Source organism: Actinospica robiniae DSM 44927 (genome assembly GCF_000504285.1).
Classification (GTDB): Bacteria; Actinomycetota; Actinomycetes; order Streptomycetales; family Catenulisporaceae; genus Actinospica; species Actinospica robiniae.
The window spans coordinates 5,100,467-5,122,171 of sequence record NZ_KI632511.1; the positions used below are offsets into that span (position 1 = coordinate 5,100,467).

13 protein-coding genes are annotated in these 21,705 nt (G+C 71.3%); 5 read left to right on the plus strand and 8 right to left on the minus strand.

The window, feature by feature from the left end; all coding sequences use genetic code 11:
* Nucleotides 1–82: 82 nt before the first annotated feature.
* The gene (locus ACTRO_RS47385; RefSeq protein ID WP_157436360.1) at nucleotides 83–238 is read left to right on the plus strand and encodes a hypothetical protein; all 156 of its coding nucleotides are present in this window, start codon (nucleotides 83–85) and stop codon (nucleotides 236–238) included.
* Here ACTRO_RS47385 and ACTRO_RS21505 read toward each other — a convergent pair.
* From ACTRO_RS21505 to eccD, 6 genes are all read right to left on the minus strand, one after another.
* Nucleotides 220–723, minus strand: a complete 504-nt coding sequence (locus ACTRO_RS21505) for a hypothetical protein (RefSeq protein ID WP_034265653.1) — start codon at nucleotides 721–723, stop codon at nucleotides 220–222. The genes ACTRO_RS47385 and ACTRO_RS21505 overlap by 19 nt on opposite strands.
* Before the next feature lie 95 nt (nucleotides 724–818).
* A complete protein-coding gene (gene dapB, locus ACTRO_RS49035) occupies nucleotides 819–1,571 on the minus strand; it encodes a 4-hydroxy-tetrahydrodipicolinate reductase (protein WP_034265655.1) in 753 nt (250 codons plus the stop codon).
* Nucleotides 1,568–2,956 carry a M16 family metallopeptidase gene (locus ACTRO_RS49040; RefSeq protein WP_245594447.1) on the minus strand — a complete coding sequence of 463 codons (1,389 nt, stop codon included), beginning with the start codon at nucleotides 2,954–2,956 and terminating at the stop codon, nucleotides 1,568–1,570. Before ACTRO_RS49040 ends, dapB begins: the two co-directional genes overlap by 4 nt.
* Nucleotides 2,957–3,010: 54 nt before the next feature.
* On the minus strand, nucleotides 3,011–5,221 hold the full coding sequence (locus ACTRO_RS21520; protein WP_034265657.1) for a polyribonucleotide nucleotidyltransferase: 2,211 nt from the start codon (nucleotides 5,219–5,221) through the stop codon (nucleotides 3,011–3,013).
* 386 nt (nucleotides 5,222–5,607) lie between these two features.
* Nucleotides 5,608–5,877 carry a 30S ribosomal protein S15 gene (gene rpsO, locus ACTRO_RS21525; protein ID WP_034265659.1) on the minus strand — a complete coding sequence of 90 codons (270 nt, stop codon included), beginning with the start codon at nucleotides 5,875–5,877 and terminating at the stop codon, nucleotides 5,608–5,610.
* Nucleotides 5,878–6,013: 136 nt separating this feature from the next.
* The gene (gene eccD / locus ACTRO_RS21530) at nucleotides 6,014–7,450 is read right to left on the minus strand and encodes a type VII secretion integral membrane protein EccD (RefSeq protein ID WP_063628050.1); all 1,437 of its coding nucleotides are present in this window, start codon (nucleotides 7,448–7,450) and stop codon (nucleotides 6,014–6,016) included.
* A gap of 202 nt (nucleotides 7,451–7,652) precedes the next feature.
* Here eccD and ACTRO_RS21535 point away from each other — a divergent pair, with 202 nt between their 5' ends.
* Nucleotides 7,653–11,630: a type VII secretion protein EccC gene (locus ACTRO_RS21535; protein ID WP_034265662.1), complete on the plus strand. Its 3,978-nt coding sequence runs from the start codon at nucleotides 7,653–7,655 to the stop codon at nucleotides 11,628–11,630.
* Nucleotides 11,631–11,799: 169 nt separating this feature from the next.
* On the opposite strand, the gene ACTRO_RS43655 is transcribed toward ACTRO_RS21535, so the two are convergent.
* Complete coding sequence (locus ACTRO_RS43655; RefSeq protein ID WP_157436361.1) at nucleotides 11,800–13,191, minus strand: S8 family serine peptidase; 1,392 nt, start codon at nucleotides 13,189–13,191, stop codon at nucleotides 11,800–11,802.
* A 10-nt stretch (nucleotides 13,192–13,201) separates the two neighbouring features.
* Complete coding sequence (locus ACTRO_RS21545; RefSeq protein ID WP_034265663.1) at nucleotides 13,202–14,779, minus strand: type VII secretion protein EccB; 1,578 nt, start codon at nucleotides 14,777–14,779, stop codon at nucleotides 13,202–13,204.
* A gap of 206 nt (nucleotides 14,780–14,985) precedes the next feature.
* Between ACTRO_RS21545 and eccE the strand changes: the two genes are divergently transcribed.
* The 3 genes from eccE (at nucleotide 14,986) to ACTRO_RS21560 (ending at nucleotide 21,659) form a co-directional block, all read left to right on the plus strand.
* Nucleotides 14,986–16,263: a type VII secretion protein EccE gene (gene eccE, locus ACTRO_RS21550; protein ID WP_084316451.1), complete on the plus strand. Its 1,278-nt coding sequence runs from the start codon at nucleotides 14,986–14,988 to the stop codon at nucleotides 16,261–16,263.
* 3 nt (nucleotides 16,264–16,266) lie between these two features.
* Nucleotides 16,267–17,073, plus strand: coding sequence for a hypothetical protein (locus ACTRO_RS21555; protein WP_211244371.1), 807 nt, complete (start codon nucleotides 16,267–16,269; stop codon nucleotides 17,071–17,073).
* A gap of 3,242 nt (nucleotides 17,074–20,315) precedes the next feature.
* Nucleotides 20,316–21,659, plus strand: a complete 1,344-nt coding sequence (locus tag ACTRO_RS21560) for a MinD/ParA family ATP-binding protein (protein WP_169739934.1) — start codon at nucleotides 20,316–20,318, stop codon at nucleotides 21,657–21,659.
* Nucleotides 21,660–21,705: the final 46 nt, after the last annotated feature.

The window sequence follows — 21,705 nt, forward strand, 5'->3', positions numbered from 1 at the left end:
CAGGCGTCGTTCCACACTCATCCGAGTGAGTGATCGTCACTTAATCGGGTGATCGTCGCGGATGAGCTTCTGCCGGATCATCGTGTCGAATACATCGACGCTGCACGTCCTCAACGGTTCACGGCCCGGCTATCAAGTGCACAGCCACGGCCGCTACGGCGAACCGATCCGACTCCCCGAGCCGTTCGGCTTCGTCATCCCGACGGACGAGTGGCCGGCCTACACCGACGAGGGCTGAGCCGTGCCCGGCTGGGCCTCGAACTCCAGCTTCACCGCGTGGCGCATGGCGGCGCGGGCGCGGGAGGAGTCCTTCGCGGCGTAGTACGCGGCGGCGAGGCGGTACCAGCAGCGCCAGTCCTCGGGCGTGGCCTCGGTCTCGGCCTTGCGGCGGGCGAACAGGGCGTCGGCCGCCGCGCGATCCACACGGCCGCCGGGGGAACGGGGCAGGCCGTCGATCTCCTCGTAGCGCAGGCCGCCACCGGGGGTCTCGTCATCGTCGAGGGCCTTGGCCAGACGCTCGGTGGCGAAGCCGAAGCGGATCTCGCGGTAGAGCACCCAGGAGCCGATGAAGCCGAAGATCAGCACCGCCACCCCGAGCACGCCCGCGGTGACAGAGCCCTTGTCCACCGCGGTGTACAGGGCCAGCACTCCGCGCCAGACGCAGCCGACGAGGTAGAACACGAGCACTGCGCCGAGGATGAAGGCGGTGGTACGGGCACGCATGTAGATCAGTTCCAGACGTTCGCAGGCTCGTTCTCGTTACAGGCTCAAGCTGTGTTCAATGCTTCTTCACAGGCTCAGACTGTGCTCAAGCTTCTTCACAGGCTCAGATAGTGCTCGAGGCCGATCGTCAGCCCGGGGTGCGCGGCGACTTCACGCACGCCGACGACCACGCCGGGCATGAACGAGGCGCGGTCGAGGGAGTCGTGGCGCAGCGTCAGGGTCTCGCCCACGCCGCCGAGCAGCACTTCCTGGTGCGCGACCAGGCCGCGCAGGCGCACCGAGTGGATCGTCACGTCCTGCACCTTGCCGCCGCGGTGGCCGCCCTCGTCGTGCACGGTGGCGTCGGGCGACGGGGCCGTGCCCGCGGCGGTGCGCGCGTCGGCGATCAGCTGCGCGGTGCGCAGCGCGGTGCCGCTCGGGGCGTCGGCCTTGTCCGGGTGGTGCAGCTCGACGATCTCCACCGACTCGAAGTACGGGGCCGCCTGGGCCGCGAACTTCATCATCAGGACCGCGCCGAGGGAGAAGTTCGGGGCCACCAGTACGCCCACGCCCGACTCCGGGTTCTCCGCCAGCAGCCGCTGCACCTGCTCGATCTTGTCCGGGCCGAAGCCGCTGGTGCCCACGACCACGTGGATGCCGTTGCGGACGCAGAACTCGAGGTTGCCCAGCACGGCGTCCGGGTGGGTGAAGTCCACCGCGACCCGCGCGCCCGCCTCGACGGCCAGCTTCGGGTCCTCGCCCACGTCGACGCGGGCCACCAGCTCCAGGCCCTCGGCGGCCTCGACCGCGTCGCACACCTGACGGCCCATCCGGCCGGCCGCGCCGAACACGGCCACAGCGATACTCACGAGAAATCCTCGACGTTCTGGTAGGGACCGACGACCGCCGTGGCCGGGGCCGTCGCCAACAGTTCGGCGGCGACCCGCCGCACCTCGTCCATGGTCACCGCGCCCATGCGCTCGAGCACTTCGTCCACCGACAGATGCTGACCGTAGACCAACTCGCTCTTGCCCAGCCGGCTCATCCGCGATCCGGTATCCTCCAGCCCCAGCACGGTGCCGCCGCGCAGCTGGCCGATGCCGAGGGCGAGCTCGCTCTCGCTGATCCCGTCCGCCGCGGCCTTGCCGATCTCGTCCCGGCACAGCGAGAGCACCTCGCGCAGCTTCTTCGGCTGGCAGCCCGCGTAGACGCCGAAGGCGCCGGAGTCGGTGAACTGGGTGGCGAAGCTGTAGACCGAGTAGGCCAGCCCGCGCTTCTCCCGGACCTCCTGGAACAGCCGGGAGGACATGCCGCCGCCGAGCACCGCGGCCAGCACGCCCAGCGCCCAGCGCCGGTCGTCGAGCCGGTTGACGCCCGGGGTGCCGAGCACGAGGTGCGCCTGCTCGGTCTTCTTGCCCAGCAGCCGCACCGCGGGGGCCAGGGTGAGCGGGGCCGGTCCGGCCGCCGCGTCCAGTTCGGCCCGGGAGACGTTCGGGCCGAGCTCCCGGTCCAGGCTGATGTGCGAGTGCCGGGCGACCTGCTCGAAGCCCGCCCACACCAGTTCGACCACGTGCTCGTGGGTCAGGTTGCCGGCCGCGGCCACCACCAGGTTGGGCCCGGTGTAGTGGCTGCGGTAGTGCTCGGCGATCTGGTCCCGGGAGAGCTCGCGCACCGAGTCGACCGAGCCGGCGATCGGCCGGCCGAGCGGGGTGTCGCCCCACAGCGCCAGCGAGAACTCCTCGTGCACCAGGTCGCCCGGGTCGTCCTCGGTCATGGCGATCTCTTCGAGGATCACCCCGCGCTCGGACTCGACGTCCTGCTCGCGCAGCAGCGCCGCGCCCACCACGTCGGTGAGCACGTCCGCGGCCAGCGGCAGGTCGGCGTCGAGCACCCGCGCGTAGTAGCAGGTGTACTCCTTCGTGGTGAAGGCGTTGATATCCCCGCCGACCGCCTCGATCTCGGCCGAGATGTCCAGGGCGCTGCGCCGCGGCGTGCCCTTGAACAGCAGGTGCTCGAGGAAGTGGCTGGCGCCGGCCACCGCGGGAGACTCGTCCCGCGAGCCGACGCCCACCCATATCCCGATCGAGACCGAGCGCACCAGCGGCATCGCCTCGGTCACCACCCGGATGCCGCCGGGCAGGACGGTCCGACGCACCGCGCCGGACCCGTCCGTGCCCTCGAGCAGCAGCTCTCCGCCCGCCGGCTCACCCTCCGTATAGGCGGCGGCCGAGATCACCTCGACGGAGTCGCTCACCTGACGCCTCTCTGCTCTCTGCGCGGCTGTGCTTGTGCTGCGGACCTGCGTCGGCTACGACGCCTGCGGGGCCGCGGCCTCTTCCTCGGCGACCACCGGGGCGAGCGAGAGCTTGCCGCGCTGGTCGATCTCGGAGATCTCGACCTGGATCTTGTCGCCGACCTTGACCACGTCGTCGACGTTCTCCACCCGCTTGCCGCCGGCGATCTTGCGCAGCTGCGAGATGTGCAGCAGGCCGTCCTTGCCGGGCATCAGCGAGACGAAGGCGCCGAAGGCGGTGGTCTTCACGACCGTGCCCAGGAAGCGCTCGCCCACCTCGGGCATGGTCGGGTTGGCGATCTGGTTGATCGTCGCCCGGGCCTGCTCCGCCGCGGCGCCGGTGGTGGCGCCGATGTAGATGGTGCCGTCGTCCTCGATGGTGATCTCGGCGCCGGTGTCCTCCTGGATCTGGTTGATCATCTTGCCCTTCGGGCCGATGACCTCGCCGATCTTGTCCACCGGGATCTTCACCGTGATGATGCGCGGCGCGAGCTCGGACATCTCGTCCGGCACGTCGATCGCCTCGAGCATCACGTCGAGCACGTGCAGGCGCGCCTCGCGGGCCTGCTTGAGCGCCTGGCCGAGCACCTCGGCCGGGATGCCGTCGAGCTTGGTGTCGAGCTGCAGCGCGGTGACGAAGTCCTTCGTGCCGGCGACCTTGAAGTCCATGTCGCCGAACGCGTCCTCGGCGCCGAGGATGTCGGTCAGCGCCACGTACTGGGTCTTGCCCTCGATCTCGGCCGAGACCAGGCCCATCGCGATGCCCGCGACCGGCGCCTTGAGCGGCACGCCGGCGTTGAGCAGGGACATGGTCGAGGCGCAGACCGAGCCCATCGAGGTCGAGCCGTTGGAGCCGAGGGCCTCGGAGACCTGCCGGATCGCGTACGGGAACTCCTCGCGGGTCGGCAGCACCGGCACCAGCGCCCGCTCGGCCAGCGCGCCGTGGCCGATCTCGCGCCGCTTGGGCGAGCCCACCCGGCCGGTCTCGCCGGTGGAGTAGGGCGGGAAGTTGTAGTTGTGCATGTAGCGCTTGCGGTTCTCCGGGTTCAGCGTGTCGATCTGCTGTTCCATCCGGAGCATGTTGAGCGTGGTGATGCCCAGGATCTGGGTCTCGCCGCGCTCGAACAGGGCCGAGCCGTGCACCCGCGGAACCGTGTCGACCTCGGCCGACAGGGCGCGGATGTCGGTCACGCCGCGGCCGTCGATGCGCACCCGGTCCCGGATGATGCGCTCGCGCACCAGCTTCTTGGTCAGCGAGCGGTAGGCGCCGGAGATCTCCTTCTCCCGGCCCTCGAACTGGCCGGCGAGCTTCTCGAGCGTCACGGCCTTGAGCCGGTCCTGCTCGGTCTCGCGCTCCTGCTTGCCGGCGATGGTCATCGCGGCGGCGAGCTCGGCGGAGACGGACGCGGCCACGGCCTCGTACACGTCGTCCTGGTAGTCGAGGTAGCGGGGGAACTCGGCGACCGGCTTGGCCGCCTGCTTCGCCAGCTCGGCCTGGGCCCGGCACAGCTCCTTGATGAAGGGCTTGGCGGCGTCGAGGCCCTCGGCCACGATCTCCTCGGTCGGGGCGCCCGCGCCCTCGCCGACCAGGGTGATGGTCTTGTCGGTGGCCTCGGCCTCGACCATCATGATGGCCACGTCGCCGTCGGGCAGCACCCGGCCGGCCACGACCATGTCGAAGACCGCGCTCTGCAGCTCCTCGTGGGTCGGGAAGGCGACCCACTGGCCCTCGATCAGGCCGACGCGCACGCCGCCGATCGGGCCGGAGAAGGGCAGGCCGGCCAGCTGGGTGGAGGCGGAGGCCGCGTTGATCGCGATCACGTCGTAGAGGTGCTGCGGGTGCAGCGCCATCACGGTGCACACGATCTGGATCTCGTTGCGCAGGCCCTTGGCGAAGGACGGGCGCAGCGGCCGGTCGATCAGGCGGCAGGTGAGGATGGCGTCCTCGGAGGGCCGGCCCTCACGGCGGAAGAACGATCCGGGGATGCGCCCGGCCGCGTACATGCGCTCCTCGACGTCGACGGTCAGCGGGAAGAAGTCCAGCTGGTCCTTCGGTGTCTTGGAGTAGGTGGTGGCCGACAGGACCATGGTCTCGTCGTCCAGGTAGGCCACGGCGGACCCCGCCGCCTGCCGGGCCAGACGCCCGGTCTCGAACGTGACCTTCCGGGTGCCGAAGCGCCCGTTGTCGATGACCGCCTCGGTCGTCGCGATCTCGGAACCCTCCATGGGTTCCCTCCTTTGGTGTGAGCTGGAACGCGACGGGCTCACCTCTGATGACCAGGGACCGGTCTCCGATCGAAGCCGCCGTATACGTCCGCGCGGCGGGCCCGTTGGCCTGCCGCGGTCGGACGGATTCCGACGGCCACTACCGAAGATCGGTACACCGGCGTCGCTGTTCCGGTCGTTTCCTCTTCTTTTTATCCACAGCCACGCTAACCCATGCGGCTGCCTCTCGGCACCAAGACGCCCCGACGGGCGCCCCGCTACCCCTCGGACGCACCGCACCCGCGGCGGTGCCGGGGGCGGGGCGCCGTGGATCTTGGTGCGGCCGAGTACGGCGAGGGAGCGGCACCCGAGCCTTCCGGGTACCGCTCCCGTGGTTCTTGTGCCGACTAGCGGCGCAGCCCCAACCGCTCGATCAGCGAGCGGTAGCGCGTGATGTCCTTGTGCGCCAGGTACTTCAGCAGCCGGCGGCGCTTGCCGACCAGCTGCAGCAGGCCACGACGCGAGTGGTGGTCGTGCTTGTGCAGCTTGACGTGCTCGGTCAGGTCGTTGATACGCTTGGTGAGCAGCGCGACCTGCACCTCCGGGGAACCGGTGTCACCCTCGACCGTCGCGTACTCGGTCATGATCTGCTTCTTCGTGGCGATGTCCAGGGACACGCGCGACTCCTCGTCGGCTGCGGGCCCGCCACGGTAGGTGTCACGCGGCGGTATCGAACCCGACGGGCAGTCTACCAGCGCGACAGGGCCCGCCCGGACCGTCGGATCCGAGGGGCCCCGTCGCACGGGTGAGCGGTCAGTGACCGACCGACTGCACCGTGTTGTACACCGCCAGCACGCCGAGCAGCACCGGGATGACCGAGGCCAGCAGCAGCGCGTCGAGCATGTCCACCGTGCGGGCCCAGCGCGGCGAGAGCGAGCGGCCCGGCAGCGCGTAGCCGACCAGCAGCAGGAGCAGGCCGACCGCCAGCACCACGGCGAAGTACCAGGTCTGCCGGGCCGTGGCCGAGAGCTGCAGGGTCGCGCCGACCAGCAGGATCGTCTCGGTGATCACGCCGCCGCCGATCAGCGCCGTGACCTGGGGGGTGCGCCGCAGCAGCCGGGCCCGGGAGACGAGCACCAGGCCGAGGATGCCGGCCATGCCCTGCGCCCAGGCGCCGCCGCCGCTGTGCAGCGTGGTGAACGAGAGCGTCAGCGCGCACACGACCGTCACCAGCGCGCAGGCCGCGACCAGGCCGGTGAGCAGTTCGTGGCCGCGCCGGGTGCGCCGGGCCATGGCCTCGGTGTCCACCGGGTCGTCGTTGCCGGCCGGCAGGGTCGCGCGCTGCTGCTGCCCGCCCGGGCCCACCTGCGGGGCGCCGTCGATCAGCTGCGGCATCGGGAAGCGCACCAGCCGCATGGCCAGGCCCGGCAGGAAGCCGATCGCGGCGACGGCCACGGTGCCGGCCCCGGCCGCGAGCTTGACCGGATCGGCGTGGGTGGCCAGGCCCACCGCGGCGGTCAGCGCGCCGATGGTGCCGGCGATGCCCGCGGCCAGGTAGACCTCGTCGTGCTCCTCCTGCACCACCCCGCCGATCACCGCGACCACCAGCACCGCCGCGCAGGCGACCAGGAAGTGGCTGCGGCCCAGGCCCGCGGTCTGGCTCAGCGACAGCACGCCGAGGCCGGCCAGGAACGCGTAGGGCACCGCGCAGCCGCCGAGCACCGCGCCGCCGACGTGGTCCTTGTAAGAACGCGAGCACACGCCGCCGGAGACGGTCAGCAGCACGGCCAGGATGGCGGCCACGGCCGCGGGCATCCCGTGCGGGTCGGCCGAGGTCCACAGCACCCAGGCGCCCACCGCGAGCATCATCGAGCCGCCGATCAGCCCGAGCCGGCGGAAGTGCGGGGCCGACCACATCCGCTTGTCGTCCGCGACCGAGCGCACGATCGCGTCCACCACGTCGTCGTAGACCGGCGGCGGCAGCGTCTCGGTGGCAGCACGCAGATAAAGAAGGTCTCCGTTGCGCACGCCCTGGGCGGAGAGCGACAGGCCCGTGTCGAGCTCGCCGCCGTCCAGCCGGGCCATGGCGAATCCCGAGTGCGCGCCCTCGTTCTGCCACTGGTCGGCCATCCGCAGGATGTCCGGCAGCAACTCGGCCAGCGGCACATCCTCCGGCAGCGCGACGTCCACCCGCACGTCCGGAGCCACCACCGTGATACGACAGAACCCTGTCATGACATTGGCAGCCACTTCCCTGCCCCTCCCGTTTTCGAAACGCTCGCAGCTTGTCGCCGCCGTACGCGACCCTCGACCTGCGCCGGGTACGACCATCGGCGCATCCTGATGAACTGTCTACGCGCGCCCGAGCATACTAGACTCCACCGCAACTGCCAGTTCTGCGATATCGAACTGCTGCACAGAATCTTGAGTGGGTCACGGGAGGGGCACGGTTTTGAGTACCGTCGTCGTCAAGCGCCCGCCGCGGGTACATCCGCCGCAGGTGCCATCGGGAGAGGTGTACCTCGAGCCGCCGCCGGAGCTCGCCCGGGCGGGCAAGGGCGGCGCGGCGCTGATGCAGGCGCTGCCGATGCTGGGGATGCTCGGCTCGGTCGGCTTCTTCTTCATGCCCGGCAGCAACATCATGATGAAGATGATGGGCGGCATGACCGTCCTGGGCTCGCTGGGCATGCTCACCCAGAGCATGGGCAAGAAGGGGAACAAGGGCAAGACGGCCGACGCGCGCCGGGACTATCTGCGCTACCTGAGCCAGATGCGCCAGCAGGTGCGCAAGACCCAGCAGCAGCAGTACACCGCGCAGATGTGGTCGCACCCTGATCCCGCGCACCTGTGGGCGATCGTGACCAGCGGCCAGCGGCTGTGGGAGCGGCGCCCGAACGACCCCGACTTCGTCCAGGTGCGCCTCGGCACCGGCTCGCAGCGGCTGGCCACGCCGCTCGTCGCACCGGAGACCGCGCCGGTCGACGAGCTCGAACCCATCTGCGCGGACGCGCTGCGCCGCTTCATCACCGTGCAGGGCATGCTGGACAAGCTGCCGATGGCGGTCCCGCTGCGCTCGTTCTGGCACGTGCTGATCAGCTCGGCCGGCGAGGGCACCCCGGAGGACGCCCGCGGCCATGCCAGGGCCCTGCTGGCGCAGCTGGCCTCCTTCCACGCCCCGGACGAGGTGCGGGTGTGCGTGGTCGCGGCGGAGAACCGGCAGCAGTACTGGGAATGGGTCAAGTGGCTGCCGCACGCGCAGCACCCCAAGCAGACCGACGCGGCCGGCTCGGTGCGCCTGGTCTACTCGGACGCGAGCGAGCTCGAGGAGGCGCTGGGCAGCGAGCTGCTCGACCGTCCGCGCTTCGCCCGCGACAACCACCCGATCCTGGACCAGCCGCACCTGATCGTGGTGGTGGACGGGGCCCGCGCCAGCGGCGACTCGATCCTGCTGCACGGCGAGGGCATCCAGGGCGTGACCATCGTCGAGATCGACGCCGAGGGCCACGCCGGCCTGGTGCGCGGCGGCGTCCACATGGCCCTGGACGGCGACAAGCTGCGGGTGGAGACCTCCTCCGGCGCCTCGTTCAGCGGGGTGGGCGACCGGCTCTCGATCGCGCAGGCCGAGGCGCTGGCCCGGCAGCTGGCGCCGCTGCGGGTGGGCGGCGGCGGCGACGGCGACGAGCCGCTGATGAGTGCGCTGGACTTCACCGACCTGATGGGCATCGGCGACCCGGGCTCGTTCGACACCCGCAAGGGTTGGAAGCGGCTGAGCCCGCAGGACCGGCTGCGCGTGCCGATCGGGATCGGCGAGAACGGCGAGCCGGTGATCCTGGACATCAAGGAAGCGGCCATGGGCGGCATGGGCCCGCACGGCCTGTGCATCGGGGCCACCGGTTCCGGCAAGTCCGAGGTGCTCAGGACCCTGGTGCTCGCGCTCGCGGTGACGCACTCCTCGGAGGGCCTCAACTTCGTCCTGTCCGACTTCAAGGGCGGCGCGACCTTCGCCGGCATGGCGACGATGCCGCACACCGCGGCCGTGATCACCAACATGGCGGACGACCTGACCATGGTCGACCGCATGCGCGACGCCATCGTCGGCGAGATGAACCGGCGTCAGGAGCTGCTGCGCGACGGCGGCAACTTCAAGAACATCCACGACTACGAGAAGGCCCGTTCGGCCGGGGCGCAGCTGACCCCGATGCCGAACCTGCTGATCGTGCTCGACGAGTTCTCCGAGATGCTCACGGCCAAGCCGGACTTCCTCGACCTGTTCATCCAGATCGGCCGGATCGGCCGTTCGCTCGGCGTGCACCTGCTGCTGGCCTCGCAGCGCCTGGAGGAGGGCAAGCTGCGCGGCCTGGACACCTACCTGTCCTACCGGCTGGGCCTCAAGACCTTCTCCGCGGCCGAATCGCGGGTCGTGCTCGGCGTGCCGGACGCGTTCAACCTGCCCTCGATCCCCGGTTCCGGCTACCTCAAGACGGTCGGCGCCGAGGGCGGCCAGGGTCCGGGCACCCGGTTCAAGGCCGCGTACGTCTCCGGGCCCTACCGCCCGCAGACCCGCACCACGGTGGAGCGCAAGCTCGACCACCGCCGCCCGACCCTGTTCACCGCCGCGTACATCGAGCCGGAGCGGGTCGACCAGCCGGTGGCCGTGGTCAAGTCGCACGACGATGACGACGCGCTGGTCGACACCGTGCTCGACGTGCTGGTGCGGCAGATGGAGGGCGAAGGCCTGCCCGCGCACCAGGTATGGCTGCCGCCGCTGGCCGAGCCCCCCACGCTGGACCAGCTGATGCCGGGCATCCAGGCCACCGCGGACCGCGGCCTGACCGCCACCGGGTACTCCGGGGCCGGCCGCCTGGTGGTGCCGATCGCCATCGCGGACAAGCCGATCGAGCAGAAGCGCGAGGTCTACCAGCTCGACCTGTCCGGCGCCGCCGGCCACGCCGTGGTCGTGGGCGGTCCGCGCACCGGAAAGTCCACCCTGGTGCGCACGCTGCTGACCGGCCTCGCGCTCGGGCACACCCCGCTGGAGACGCAGTTCTTCTGCCTGGACTTCGGCGGCGGCTCGCTGATGAGCCTGCAGGGCCTGCCGCACATGTCCGGCATCGGCACCCGGCTCGACGTGGACATCGTGCGCCGGATCGTGAGCGAGGTCGTCGGGATCCTGGACAAGCGGGAGGAGACCTTCCGCGCCAACCAGATCGACTCCATCGGCACCTTCCGGGCCCGGCGGGCCCGCGGCGAGCTGCCCGGCGAGGCGTTCGGCGACGTGTTCCTGATCGTGGACGGCTGGCAGACGCTCAAGAGCGAGTTCGAGCAGCTCGAGCAGGACCTGCTCGACATCGCCCAGCGCGGCCTCGGCTTCGGCGTGCACGTGATCATCACCGCCGCGCGCTGGGCCGAGATCCGCCCGCAGCTCAAGGACGCCGTCAACACCCGCATCGAGCTGCGCCTCGGTGACCCGATGGAGTCCGACGTGGACCGCAAGGTGGCGCAGAACGTGCCGCCCGGCACCCCCGGCCGCGGCATCACCCGGCAGAAGCTGCACTTCCTCGGTGCGCTGCCGCGCATCGACGGGGTCGAAGACGCCACCGACCTCGCGGACGGGGTGGCCAAGACGGTCGCCGCGATCGCGGAGGCCTGGCAGGGCCCGATGGCCCCCAAGCTGCGCATGCTCCCGCTCATGGTGCCCTACACGGACCTGCCCGAGCCCTCGGCCCGTCCGGCGTTCGCGATCCCGCTCGGCGTGGACGAGAACAAGCTCGAGCCGGTCTACCTGGACTTCAGCCAGGACCCGCACTTCCTGATGTTCGGCGAGGGCGAGTCGGGCAAGACCGCGGTGCTGCGCACGCTCATCAAGGGCATCACCGAGATGTACACCGGCAGCCAGGCCCGCATCCTGCTGGTCGACTACCGGCGCTCGCTGCTCGGCGCGGTGCCCGAGAGCCACCAGCTCGGCTACTGCGCCGCGAGCGGGGCCGTCTCCTCCACCGTCGCCGAGATCAAGCCGTTCCTGGACAAGCGCCAGCCCGGCCCGGACGTCACCGCCGAGCAGCTGCGCAACCGCAGCTGGTGGACGGGTCCGGAGATCTTCGTGATCGTGGACGACTACGACCTGGTGGCCACCCCCGGCGGCAACCCGCTCTCCCCCTTCGGCGAGTACCTGCCGATGGCCCGGGACCTGGGCTTCCACCTGATCGTGGCGCGGGCCGCGGGCGGTGCCAGCCGGGCCCTGTTCGAGCCGGTCATCCAGCGCCTGCGCGAGTCGCGCCAGCCCGGCCTGGTCCTGTCCGGCGACCGGGACGAGGGCCAGCTGATCGGCTCGGTCCGGGCCAGCCAGCAGCCTCCGGGCCGCGGCACCCTGGTCAGCCGGCGGCACGGCAGCCTGCTGGTGCAGACGGCCTTCACCCCGCCGACGCTGTAGCAGAGCACGACGAAGCGCCCCGTTCCCGGCCGAGCCGGGGGCGGGGCGCTTTCGTGCGCTGCTTCTTGCTGCACTGCTTCGCGGTGACTCAGGGCTGTGGCTGTGGCGTCCATGGCGGGGCTCTCAGCCCGCCTCAGGCCTCCGCCTGTCTCAGCACCCTGCCCGGATCTCAGTACTCTGCTGCGCGGCGCCGACGGGCGGTGTCCCGCGCCACGGCCGCACCGCCGAGCGTCACCGCGGCCACCATGAGGCCGACGATCAGCGCGATGTAGGCCCAGCGCTGCTGGCTCTGCGCCGTCTTGTCCGTGACCGCGGCCACGTACGGCTTCGCCACGATCCGGTCGGCGGCCGAACCCGCGCTGGAGGCCGAGCCGTCCTTGTTCGGCCCCGCGCCGTACATCTTCACCGGCAGGCCGTAGATCGGACCGAACGAGCCCGGCGCGCTCCCGGAGACCAGGGCCTTGTCCTCCTTGGTCGCCGAGCTCGACACCTTCACCTTCGTCAGGGCGTACGAGATCTGCGCCTCGCCCCAGCCCGCGGACAGGCTGTAGGAACCCTCGCCGTCGGCGGTGGCCTCGATGATCTTCATGACCTCGTAGGCGCGCGCGGGGACCCGGTCGGACGCATGCGTCCAGTCGTACTCCTCGATGATCAGCGCCGCCTCGGCCGCGACGTACGGCGCGGCGAAGCTGGTGCCGTCGTCCACCACCAGCTTGCCGTTCGGCAGCAGCGCCTCGACCGCCACGCCGGGCGCCACCACGCCGACGAAGGGGTTCGCGCTCGTGCCCTTCTCCGAGAAGGTCGGCACCGAGTCGTACTGGTCGACCGCGCCGACCGCGAGCACATAGGGCTGATACGACGCCGGGTAGGTCGGCGGATTGACGCCGTAGTCCTTGTTGTTGTTGTCGGTCGTGTCCCGGTCGCCCTGGTTGCCCGCCGACGTCACCACGATCACGCCGTGCTGGTAGGCGTTCATCACGGCCGCGCGGAGCGTGTCGTCCGGGTCGTAGCCGTCCTGGGAGATGTTGATGACGTCGGCGCCCTTCTCGACCGCCTCGTTGATCGCCGTCGCCATCGCGTCCTCGGTGTTGCCCGCCGTCGCCTGGCAGCCGGCCTCACGCATCGAGATCAGCTGCACGCCCGGCGCGATCCCGATCATCCCGCCCTCGCCGTCGCTCCCCGGCGACTTCGCGCCGATGATCGAGGCGACCATCGTGCCGTGCCCGTCGTCGTCCGCTGCGTCGCCCGTCTTGGTCTCGCCGTTGAGCACCGCCCCGCCGCTGACCACGAGCTGCTTGCCGGCCGCTATCCCGGTGTCCACCACCGCGACCTTCACCCCCTGGCCGGTCAACGGCTCGCCGGCCCAGTCCGTCAGCGCGCCGGCCGCCGAGATCTCCCAGGGCGTCTGCTGGCTGGTCGCGGCGGTGACGTTGTTCTGCGTGCAGTTGGAGGCATCCGCGAGCACGGTGCCGCCCGCGGCCGCGGTCGGAGCGGCGAAGCCGGTGCCCAGAGCCAACGCGGTGGACGCGGCCGCGGCGCCCACCTTCTTCAGGGTGCTCACGGTCGACCGCCTACTGCCCGTTGCCGGGCGTCGTGCCCGCGGCGGTCGGATCCAGAGGCGCGCCACCCTGCATCAGGTTCACCCATACCTCCGGCAGCTGTTCATCGGCGACCTCTCCGTATCCCAGCAGGGTCTTGGCCGACTGGTCCGTCTGCGTCGAGGACGGGGACGAGGACGAGGACGAGGTGGACGCGGCCTTCACGTCGACCAGCTCGTAGCGGTAGTCGGAGTCCTCGATCAGGAACTCCTTGCCGCCGCTGTTGAAGTCGCCGGTGAGCCGCCGGGCGACCAGGCCGTAGCCCGGGCGCACGACCACGTTGTTGGCCTCGTTGTTGTTGCCCACCTGGTTCAAGCCGAACTGGCCGCCCGGCGAGCCGTAGGGCAGGGACTGGTAGAGCCAGGTGGTCAGCTGCGGCACCTTGCCGCCGCCGTCGTACGCGCCGTCGTAGCCCACGCAGAGATTCTGGCTGGTCGCCAGTTTGGCGTCAGAGTCCAGACTCGGCTCGATCGTCGGCCAGTCGGCGCCGAGCGTGTTCGAAGCCAGCAGGTCGCTCGCCTTCGGAGCGCCGTGGGCGTTCGCGCCCTCGATCGCGATCGCGGTGAGCTTGTTCGAGTCGATGTTCGCGACGTGGCCGCTCAGCGCGGAGTTGGTCGCGTAGAGGTAGTACTCGAACGGAGTGAGCTCGAGCAGGCCGTCAGCGGTCTGCACGGAGCCACCGCCGCCGGCGTAGTTGAGGCCGTAGTCGCCCACGTGCTGGCCGATCTGACCCGCGCCCGTCACGGGGTCGCCGACACCGCTGAGCAACGCCGGAGCGGTGATCTGCGCACCCGAGGTGAACACGCTCAACCACGCGTCCGACACCCAGAACCCGTCGCCCGCGGTCCAGTACTGGTCGGACTGCAGACCGGACAGCAGGTTCGCGACGTTCTGCGCGTCATCGGTGTAGTTGCCGACCTCGTACTTGTAGTCGCCGTCGATCAGGTACACGTCGTCCTGCGAGTCGTGCACGATGATGCCCTCGTGGCTGGTCGCGTTCCACACCGCCGTCTGCGCGCTCGGCCCGTAGCCGATCTGCAGATAGGTCGAACCGCCCGGGAGCGACTCGTTGTTCGGATCCTTCTCGTTCTGGCACAGCGACCACTGGGTCAGGTTCATGTTGGACGCGCTCGGCACGTCCTCCGGAGCGCCGAGAATGCCGACCGGCGAGCCGATGGTGATACCGGAGTTGTTGATGGTCGAATCCGGCACGTCGTACTTGGCGAAGTTCGAACCCAGAATCAGCCGCGCCGAGGTGATGTTGTAAACCGAGTGCAGCTGATTGTTCGACTTCGTATAGATGTACGCGGCGCCGGTGGACTCGTCCACGGCCAGGCCGTTCTGCCACCCGGAGGGCGCGGCCGGCTTGAAGACGCCGATGACCGCGACCGCGGCGACCGCGATGGCGCTCAGGATGATCGAGGTGGCGAAGGTCTTGACCGGCCGCGGAGCCCCCTCGTCGCTGCCGGTGGCGGTCGGCACCACCAGGTTCGCCACCATCCGCCGGCGGGCGAAGTTGAACGCGTCGAGCTGGTCCTTGCGAGTCGCCACGGTCTGCCCCTTTTCCCCTCTCATCCCCGATACCCGAGGGCACGGAGCATGCGTGCGAAACAGAGTACAGTAACGGCGGCGCGGACGGACGGGCGCGCTGACGGGCGACGAGGTGCGGCGCGGCTATCGTCGAACCCGGATCTGCACGTACGATACGGGCTGCAGACCAAGGCAAACGCGCTCATACGAGGGGGCAGGCGCACCTGATGGCGACAGCAGCAGCACGCAACGACGCCCGCGGGTCCGGCCGGCCGGCGACGGAGGCGGGAGCAGGCGGGCGCGGGCTCGCCGAAGTGTCGGCCGACCCCGGATTCCAGCCGCGGCCCGGGCGGATCGGCTCGCTGCCGCTGGTGCGGCTGATCCTGCTGGAGGCCGCCGCCGCGCTCGCCGCGACGCCGATCCTGGTGCACAAGCCGATGGTGTTCGCGGGCACCGGCCCGGCCGCGCTGCTGTGCGTGGTCGCCGCGATCGGCGGCAGCAGAGGCCGCTGGCTCGGCGCGAGCCGGCTCGTGCACGCGGATTACAAGGAGCGTCAGGAGCAGCGCCGGCCGGCCTCCGGGGAGTCCGCGCTCGCGCCGCTGCGGGAGACGTTCCCGGCGCTGCGTACCGCGACCGTGGCCACCCGCGGCGGCGAGCCCGTCGGCGTGATCGGCGACGGGACGTTCCTGACCGCCGTGATCCAGCTCGACTCGCGCGGCGAACCGCTGCGGGAACAGCGCCAGGCGCACCCGCTGCCGGTCGGCGCCGTCGCCGCGGCCCTCTCGGACGCGCAGGTCCCGGTGGCGAGCGTGCAGCTGATCACGCACTCGCGCCCGGCCCCCGCCCCGCACCTGCCGCGCCAGTCCCTGTCCGCGCGCTCGTACCAGAGCATCGGCGCCACCGTCCCCGCGCAGCGCACCACCTGGGCGGCCGTGCGGCTCGACCCGGAGCAGGCGCAGGGAGCCGTCGAGGCCCGCGGCGGCGGCACGGTCGGCGCGCAGCGCGCGCTGCTGACAGCCGTTCAGCGGGTGGCCAGCCAGATCGAGGGCGCCGGCTTCGAGGCGACGATCCTGAGCGAGCCGGAGCTGATCTCCGCGCTGGGCACCGCCTGCAACGTCACGCAGGTGGCGGTGAACCCGACCGCGGCCGCGCACAAGCGGACCGAGGAGACGCGCCGTTACTGGCGCTGCGACGGCAGCTGGCACACGACGTACTGGCTGGACAAGCCGCCGACGTTCACCGACCGTACGAGCCCTGACTTCTTCGCCACGGTGGGCGCGCTGCCGTCACTGGCCACCAGCGTCGCGGTGAATCTGACCAAGGGCACCGGGGACTCGGTCGCGTTCAGCTGCTTCATCCGGATCGCGGCGGGCTCGGAGCAGCAGCTCACCGAGTCGGGCAAGGTGCTCGAGCAGCAGGCCGGCAAGGCCGGCGCCGGGCTCACCCGCCTCGACGGCGAGCAGCTGCCCGGCCTGGTGGCCACGGTCCCGCTCGGAGGGGAATAAGGAATGTCGTCGAACGGATCGTCAGCCGCGTACGCCCCCAGGAGGGCGAAGCGCGGCGCCGCGCAGGCAGAGCAGCGGACAGTGGTGGCGGCGCGCCCGGAGCGCGGCCACGAGGTGCACCTGATCCCGGCCCGCGGCCCCAAGCTGGAGAAGCACCTGCTGGAGGCCGGCCAGCTCGACGCGCTCGCCCTCCCGGTGGGAGACGACGGCGTCGTCATCGGCACGGACCAGGCCAGCCGCCCCGCGGTGATCAGCCTGTTCAAGCCGAGGGCGGTGGACGCGGCCCTGGTCGGCGGCGCGTACATGGCGCAGCTGATCGCCCTGCGCGCCACCGCGACCGGCGCCCGCGTCGTGGTCGAGACCGCGCGCCCCCAGCTGTGGGCCCCGCTGGCCCAGAACGCCGGCGGCGGCCAGCAGGTGATCGCCGTGGTCCCCGTGCGCAGAGTCGGAAACCTCGGCGCCACCCCCGCATCCCCCGTGCTGCTGCTGCGCGACTGCGGCGCCCGCCCCCCGCGCAGCGCCGCCCCGAAGACCCCGTGGATGACGACACTGACCCTGTTGCCGTTCCTCGACCCCACCTTCGCCGGCCACCTGATCAGCTCGGACTACGTGGCGATGCAGCAGATCTCCCCCCAGGAAGCGGAACTGGCGGCCCGTCTGTTCCGCCTCAGCGCCCAAGACGTCGCCGCGCTCCCCACCCTGCTCCCCGAGCTGGCCCTGTGGACCGCCCGGCACGGCCGGCAGTACGTCTACACCGCCCCGACCCACGACGAGTCGGCACTGCTCGGCGCGCCGAGGAGGATGGACTAGCGCGGGATAGTCGGCGGCCGTCGGGCTTCGGCCGGCGGCAGTCGGTCGGCGGCAGTCGGTCGGCGGCTGCGAAAGCACGAGCACGAAGAGCAAGAACGAAGCACGAAGATTGACAACCGTCAGCGCAGTACGGGACCGCGGACGGGGTATGAGCCCGAATCGAACGGCGAGAACCAGCGCGGTGCGATCGGGTGGAAGTCGGCAAGTCAGCACGGGGACGACGACACGCACAGTCTCGGCAACGAGAGCAGTCGCACGGGCGTCAGAGGCGGCCAGGCCCGGGTTCGAGCGGAGCCCGGGTGAACGTCCGTCGACTCGATCACTCGCCCACTGAGCGACCGGTCGACGGCCAGGCGACGGCGGATCGGCGTCGAACGGGAGACCGACGGGTAACCGGCAAGAACCGAGTGAGGACATTGTTTTCAATCGGGGCCCGAGCCTGGTTACTGTAGGCATCAGGGTTGGCGCGCAGAGCGTGGCGGCAAGGACGAGGCGGCGCAGCGGTAGCAGCACAGAAAGTTGGAAGCGGCGTGAGCGGCGAGCACGGGTACGCAGACGGGCCGGAGGAAGACAGCTGGACCGGCCCGGTCTACACGACCCCGGAGTGGTACCGCCTGGGCAACACGGGGACGCCGGCGGCCCCGCCGGCGCAGCCGCCTGCCCAGCCGGGCGCGCCGGGACAGGGATCGGGGCAGGGTCCGGACCAGAGACTGGGGCAGTCGCCAGGCCAGGGACCCGGACAGGGGCAGGTTCCAGGGCAAGGAGCGCTGGGCCAGGGGCAGGTTCCAGGGCAAGGAGCGCTGGGCCAGGGGCAGCTGCCGGGCCCCGGTGCGCCGGGCCCGCTGCCAGGTCAGGGCCCTGGGCAAGGACAGCTTCCGGGCCAGGGAGCGCCCGGTCCGTTGCCGGGCCAGGCATACGTACCCGGCCAAGGACGCGCGCCGGACCAGTCCGGCCCCGGCGGACTCGGCTCCAGTGGTCCAAACTCCAGTAGTCTGCCCGGCCGCGGCCCCAGCGCCCAGCCGCCCTACGGTCAGAGCCCTGCCGGCCCGCCCGGAATCGGCCAAGGCCCCGCACAAGGGCAATCCCCATACGGCCCCGGACCTGGCGGACAGCCAGGGATCGGTCAGAGTCCTGCGCCAGGACAGCCGCCGTACGGACAAGGACAAGGACCGGGCCAAGGCCAGTCGCCGTACGGACAAGGTCCCGCACAAGGACAGCCACCGTTCGGCCAGGGACCGACCCCGGGTCAGTCCCCTTACGGCCAGGGCCCCGCTCAGGGTCAACCGCCGTACGGTCAGCAGGGACCGGCTCAAGGCCAGTCGCCGTACGGTCCCCGACCTGGCGCACAGCCGGGAATCGGCCAAGGCCCAGGCCCCGCGCAAGGCCAGCCCCCATACGGTCCGGGACAGTCCGGCCAGCCGGGACAGGGACCGAGCGGACAACCGTTCGGCGCACCTGGCGCAGGCGGACAGCCGGGACAGGTTCCCGGGCAGCCTTTTGGAGCACCCGGCGCAGGCGGACAGCCGGGACAAGTTCCCGGACAGCCCTTTGGAGCACCCGGCGCAGGCGGCCAGGCGGGAACGCCCGGCCAGCCCGGCGCGCAGGGTCAACCGGGTGCCCAGGGCCAACCGGGCGCACCGGGTCAACCGGGTGCGCCGGGCCAGCCCTGGCAGCGACCCGGCGGTCAGCCGCTCGGACAGCCTGGGCAAGGGCCCGGTGCGCAGCCTGGCCAAGGCCCTGGCGCACAGCCGCCTTTCGGGGCACCTGCCGCGCAGCAGCCCTTTGCGGCAGGAGCACCTGGCGCTGCCGGACAACCGGGGCAACCAGGACAGCCGGGGCAGCCGGGACGGCCAGGCCAGCCGCAGATTCCCCCGCCGCCGCCCGCGCCGTTCGGAGCCAAGCCGTTCCCGTCGCCGGCGTCACCGTCCCCGGTGCCACCGCCCGCGGCGTCGGCGTCCCCTGCGTCCCCGGCTTCGATGCCCCCTGCGTCACCATCGCCGTCTCCGGTGACGGGGCCGACGGCGGGCCAACCGTCGTCAGCACCGCCGCCTACGAACGCGCCTGTGCAACTGCCGCCGCCCGGCGGGACGCCGGTGTTCCCGCCGCCGCCTGCGCCGCCCGCATCATTCGCGTCGCCGACATCGCCGACATCGCCGGCGTCGGGGGCTGCGCCTGGGACGGCGGGCGCGCCCAGTCCGGGCGTCGCCGTGCCTCCGCCTCCGCCGCCGCCCGTGTTTCCGGGCAGCGGCTTTCCGGGCAGCGGCGCGGGGACGGATGGCGGGGCTGCAGCTGGTCCGGCGGGGTCGGTAGCGCCGACTCAGCAGAGCCCTGCCATTCCGCCGCCGCCACCTTCGCCGTTCGGCACACCGACGTCGGCGTCGTCGACTGGGCAGGGCGCTTCGCTGTCGAGTTCTGGGTCGTCGTCTTCTTCTGCCGGCAGTACCTCCTCTGGTTCGGATGATTCCTCGGCGCCTAAGGCGTCTGCTGTCGGTGAGGCGGGCGCCTCGGGAACGGGCAGTACAGGGTCGGGCAGTGCAGGGTCGGGTACGGCTGGAGCCACAGGCTCCGCGGGCTCCGAGGGCTCTGATGAGAAGTCAGAGGCTCCGGCACCGCGGCATGGTGCTCCGGGGGAGGCAGGCGGCGAGGCTTCGGACACCGCCGCGGCTGCGGCCACGGCACTGCCGGGGTCGGGTGCCGCGCCCGGTCCTTCCGCCGCGCCGGCGCTTACGTCCGGCTCTGCGAGCGCGGCCGAGCCGCGGTCGGGCGAGATCGCACTCGCACGGCAGAACGAGCTCGCCGTGAATCCGCCGGCGCCGGGGGTGTGGCAGGCTGCTGCCGCGCCTTCGCCTGCGGCGCCGGGGCAGGCTCCTGCGCCTACCTCGCGTCCCGACCAGGCGATGGCGCACGGACAGTCGCCTTCACCCTCTATGCCCGCGGCTTCCTCAGCCGGGCCCTCTTCGCCGTCGCCTTCTTCGTCGTCGGCTGCTCCTCTTTCACCCACCTCGCCTTCGTCACTCACGCCACCACTGGCACCTCCCGGACCTCCCGCACTTCCCGCACTTCCCGCACTTCCCGCACTTCCCGCACTTCCCGCACTTCCCGTCCCTGCTCCGATCAACGTTCCGCCGCAGCACGGAGTTCCCGCTCAGTCACCTTTCAGTGACAGGCCGCAACCGGAGCTTCCGGCGGGATCGCAGCAGCCTGGCGTACCGCCGCAGCAGGGGGTGGCGCCAGGGACGGTCGTGATTCAGCCTTCTGCGCTCGGGCTCTCGGGGCTGCCGCAGCCTTATCAGCAGGGACAGCCACAGCCGGGATATCCGCCGCAGCAGCCCGGGCAGCCGTATCCGGGGGCGCAGCAGCCTCAGCCGGGCCAGCCGTACCCAGGACCGGGGCAGCCCTATCCGGGGCCGGGACAGGCGCAGCAGGACCAGGCGGGACAGATCCTCTACGGGCCGCAGTCGCAAGGCCAGCAGCCGTTGCAGTACGGGCAGCCGGGACAGCCTGGCCAGCCCGGACCGTCGGGGCAGTCTGGTGGGTGGGCGGCTCAGCCCGGCTATCCGGGCGCGCCCAACATCCCGGGCTTTCCGCAGCAGGGTTACGAGCAGGGCTACGGCTCCGGCCTCAGCACGCCGCTCGGGTTCCAGGCGTCGCAGGAGCTCAGCTCGGAGCGGCTCGTCCGCAAGGCCGAACCCGTTGCCAAGACGGGGTGGCGGCGCACGGTGCGCTCGGCGAGCGGGGGGCTGATCAAGCCGGGGCCCGGCAAGATCGAGGCCTACCGCAACGAGCTGCTCGAGCGGGTGCGCAGCCCGCTGGTCGGGTGCTACCGGATCGCGGTCATCTCGCTCAAGGGCGGCGTGGGGAAGACGACCACCACCACGGCGCTCGGGGCGACGCTCGCGTGGAACCGCGGGGACCGTGTCATCGCCGTCGACGCCAACCCGGACGCGGGAACGCTCGGTCGGCGTGTGCGGCGGGAGACCGGGGCGACGATCCGCGACATGCTGCAGGCGTTGCCGTCCATCCGCAGCTATGTCGACATGCGCCGGTTCACCTCACAGGCGCCGAGCCGGCTGGAGATCCTCGCCAACGACGTCGACCCGGCCGTCTCGACCACGTTCAACGACGAGGACTACCGGCGGATCATCGAGGCGCTGCAGAATCAGTACTCGATTATCCTCACCGACTCCGGCACCGGGCTGCTCTACTCCGCCATGCGCGGGGTGCTGACGATGGCCGACCAGCTGATCGTGGTCTCCACGCCCAGCGTGGACGGCGGCAACTCGGCGTCGACGACGCTGGACTGGCTTGTCGCGCACGGTTTCGAGGACCTCGTGCGCCGCTCGATCACCGTCATCTCGGCGGTCCGGCCGTCGTCCAAGGAGATCGACCTGTCCCAGCTCATCGCGCACTTCGCGGCGCGGTGCCGCGCGGTGGTGCCGATTCCCTACGACTCGCACCTGTCCACGGGCGCGGAGATCGACCTCGAATACCTCAGGCCTGCTACTGCGGACGCCTACCTGGAACTGGCCGCGCATGTCGCGGAGGGATTCGTCTCGCCGCGTGGGATGAGGCCGTACCAGGGCTAGGAGCCACCGAAGCCCGAGAAGTAATGCCCAGAGGCCCGTCCCGGAG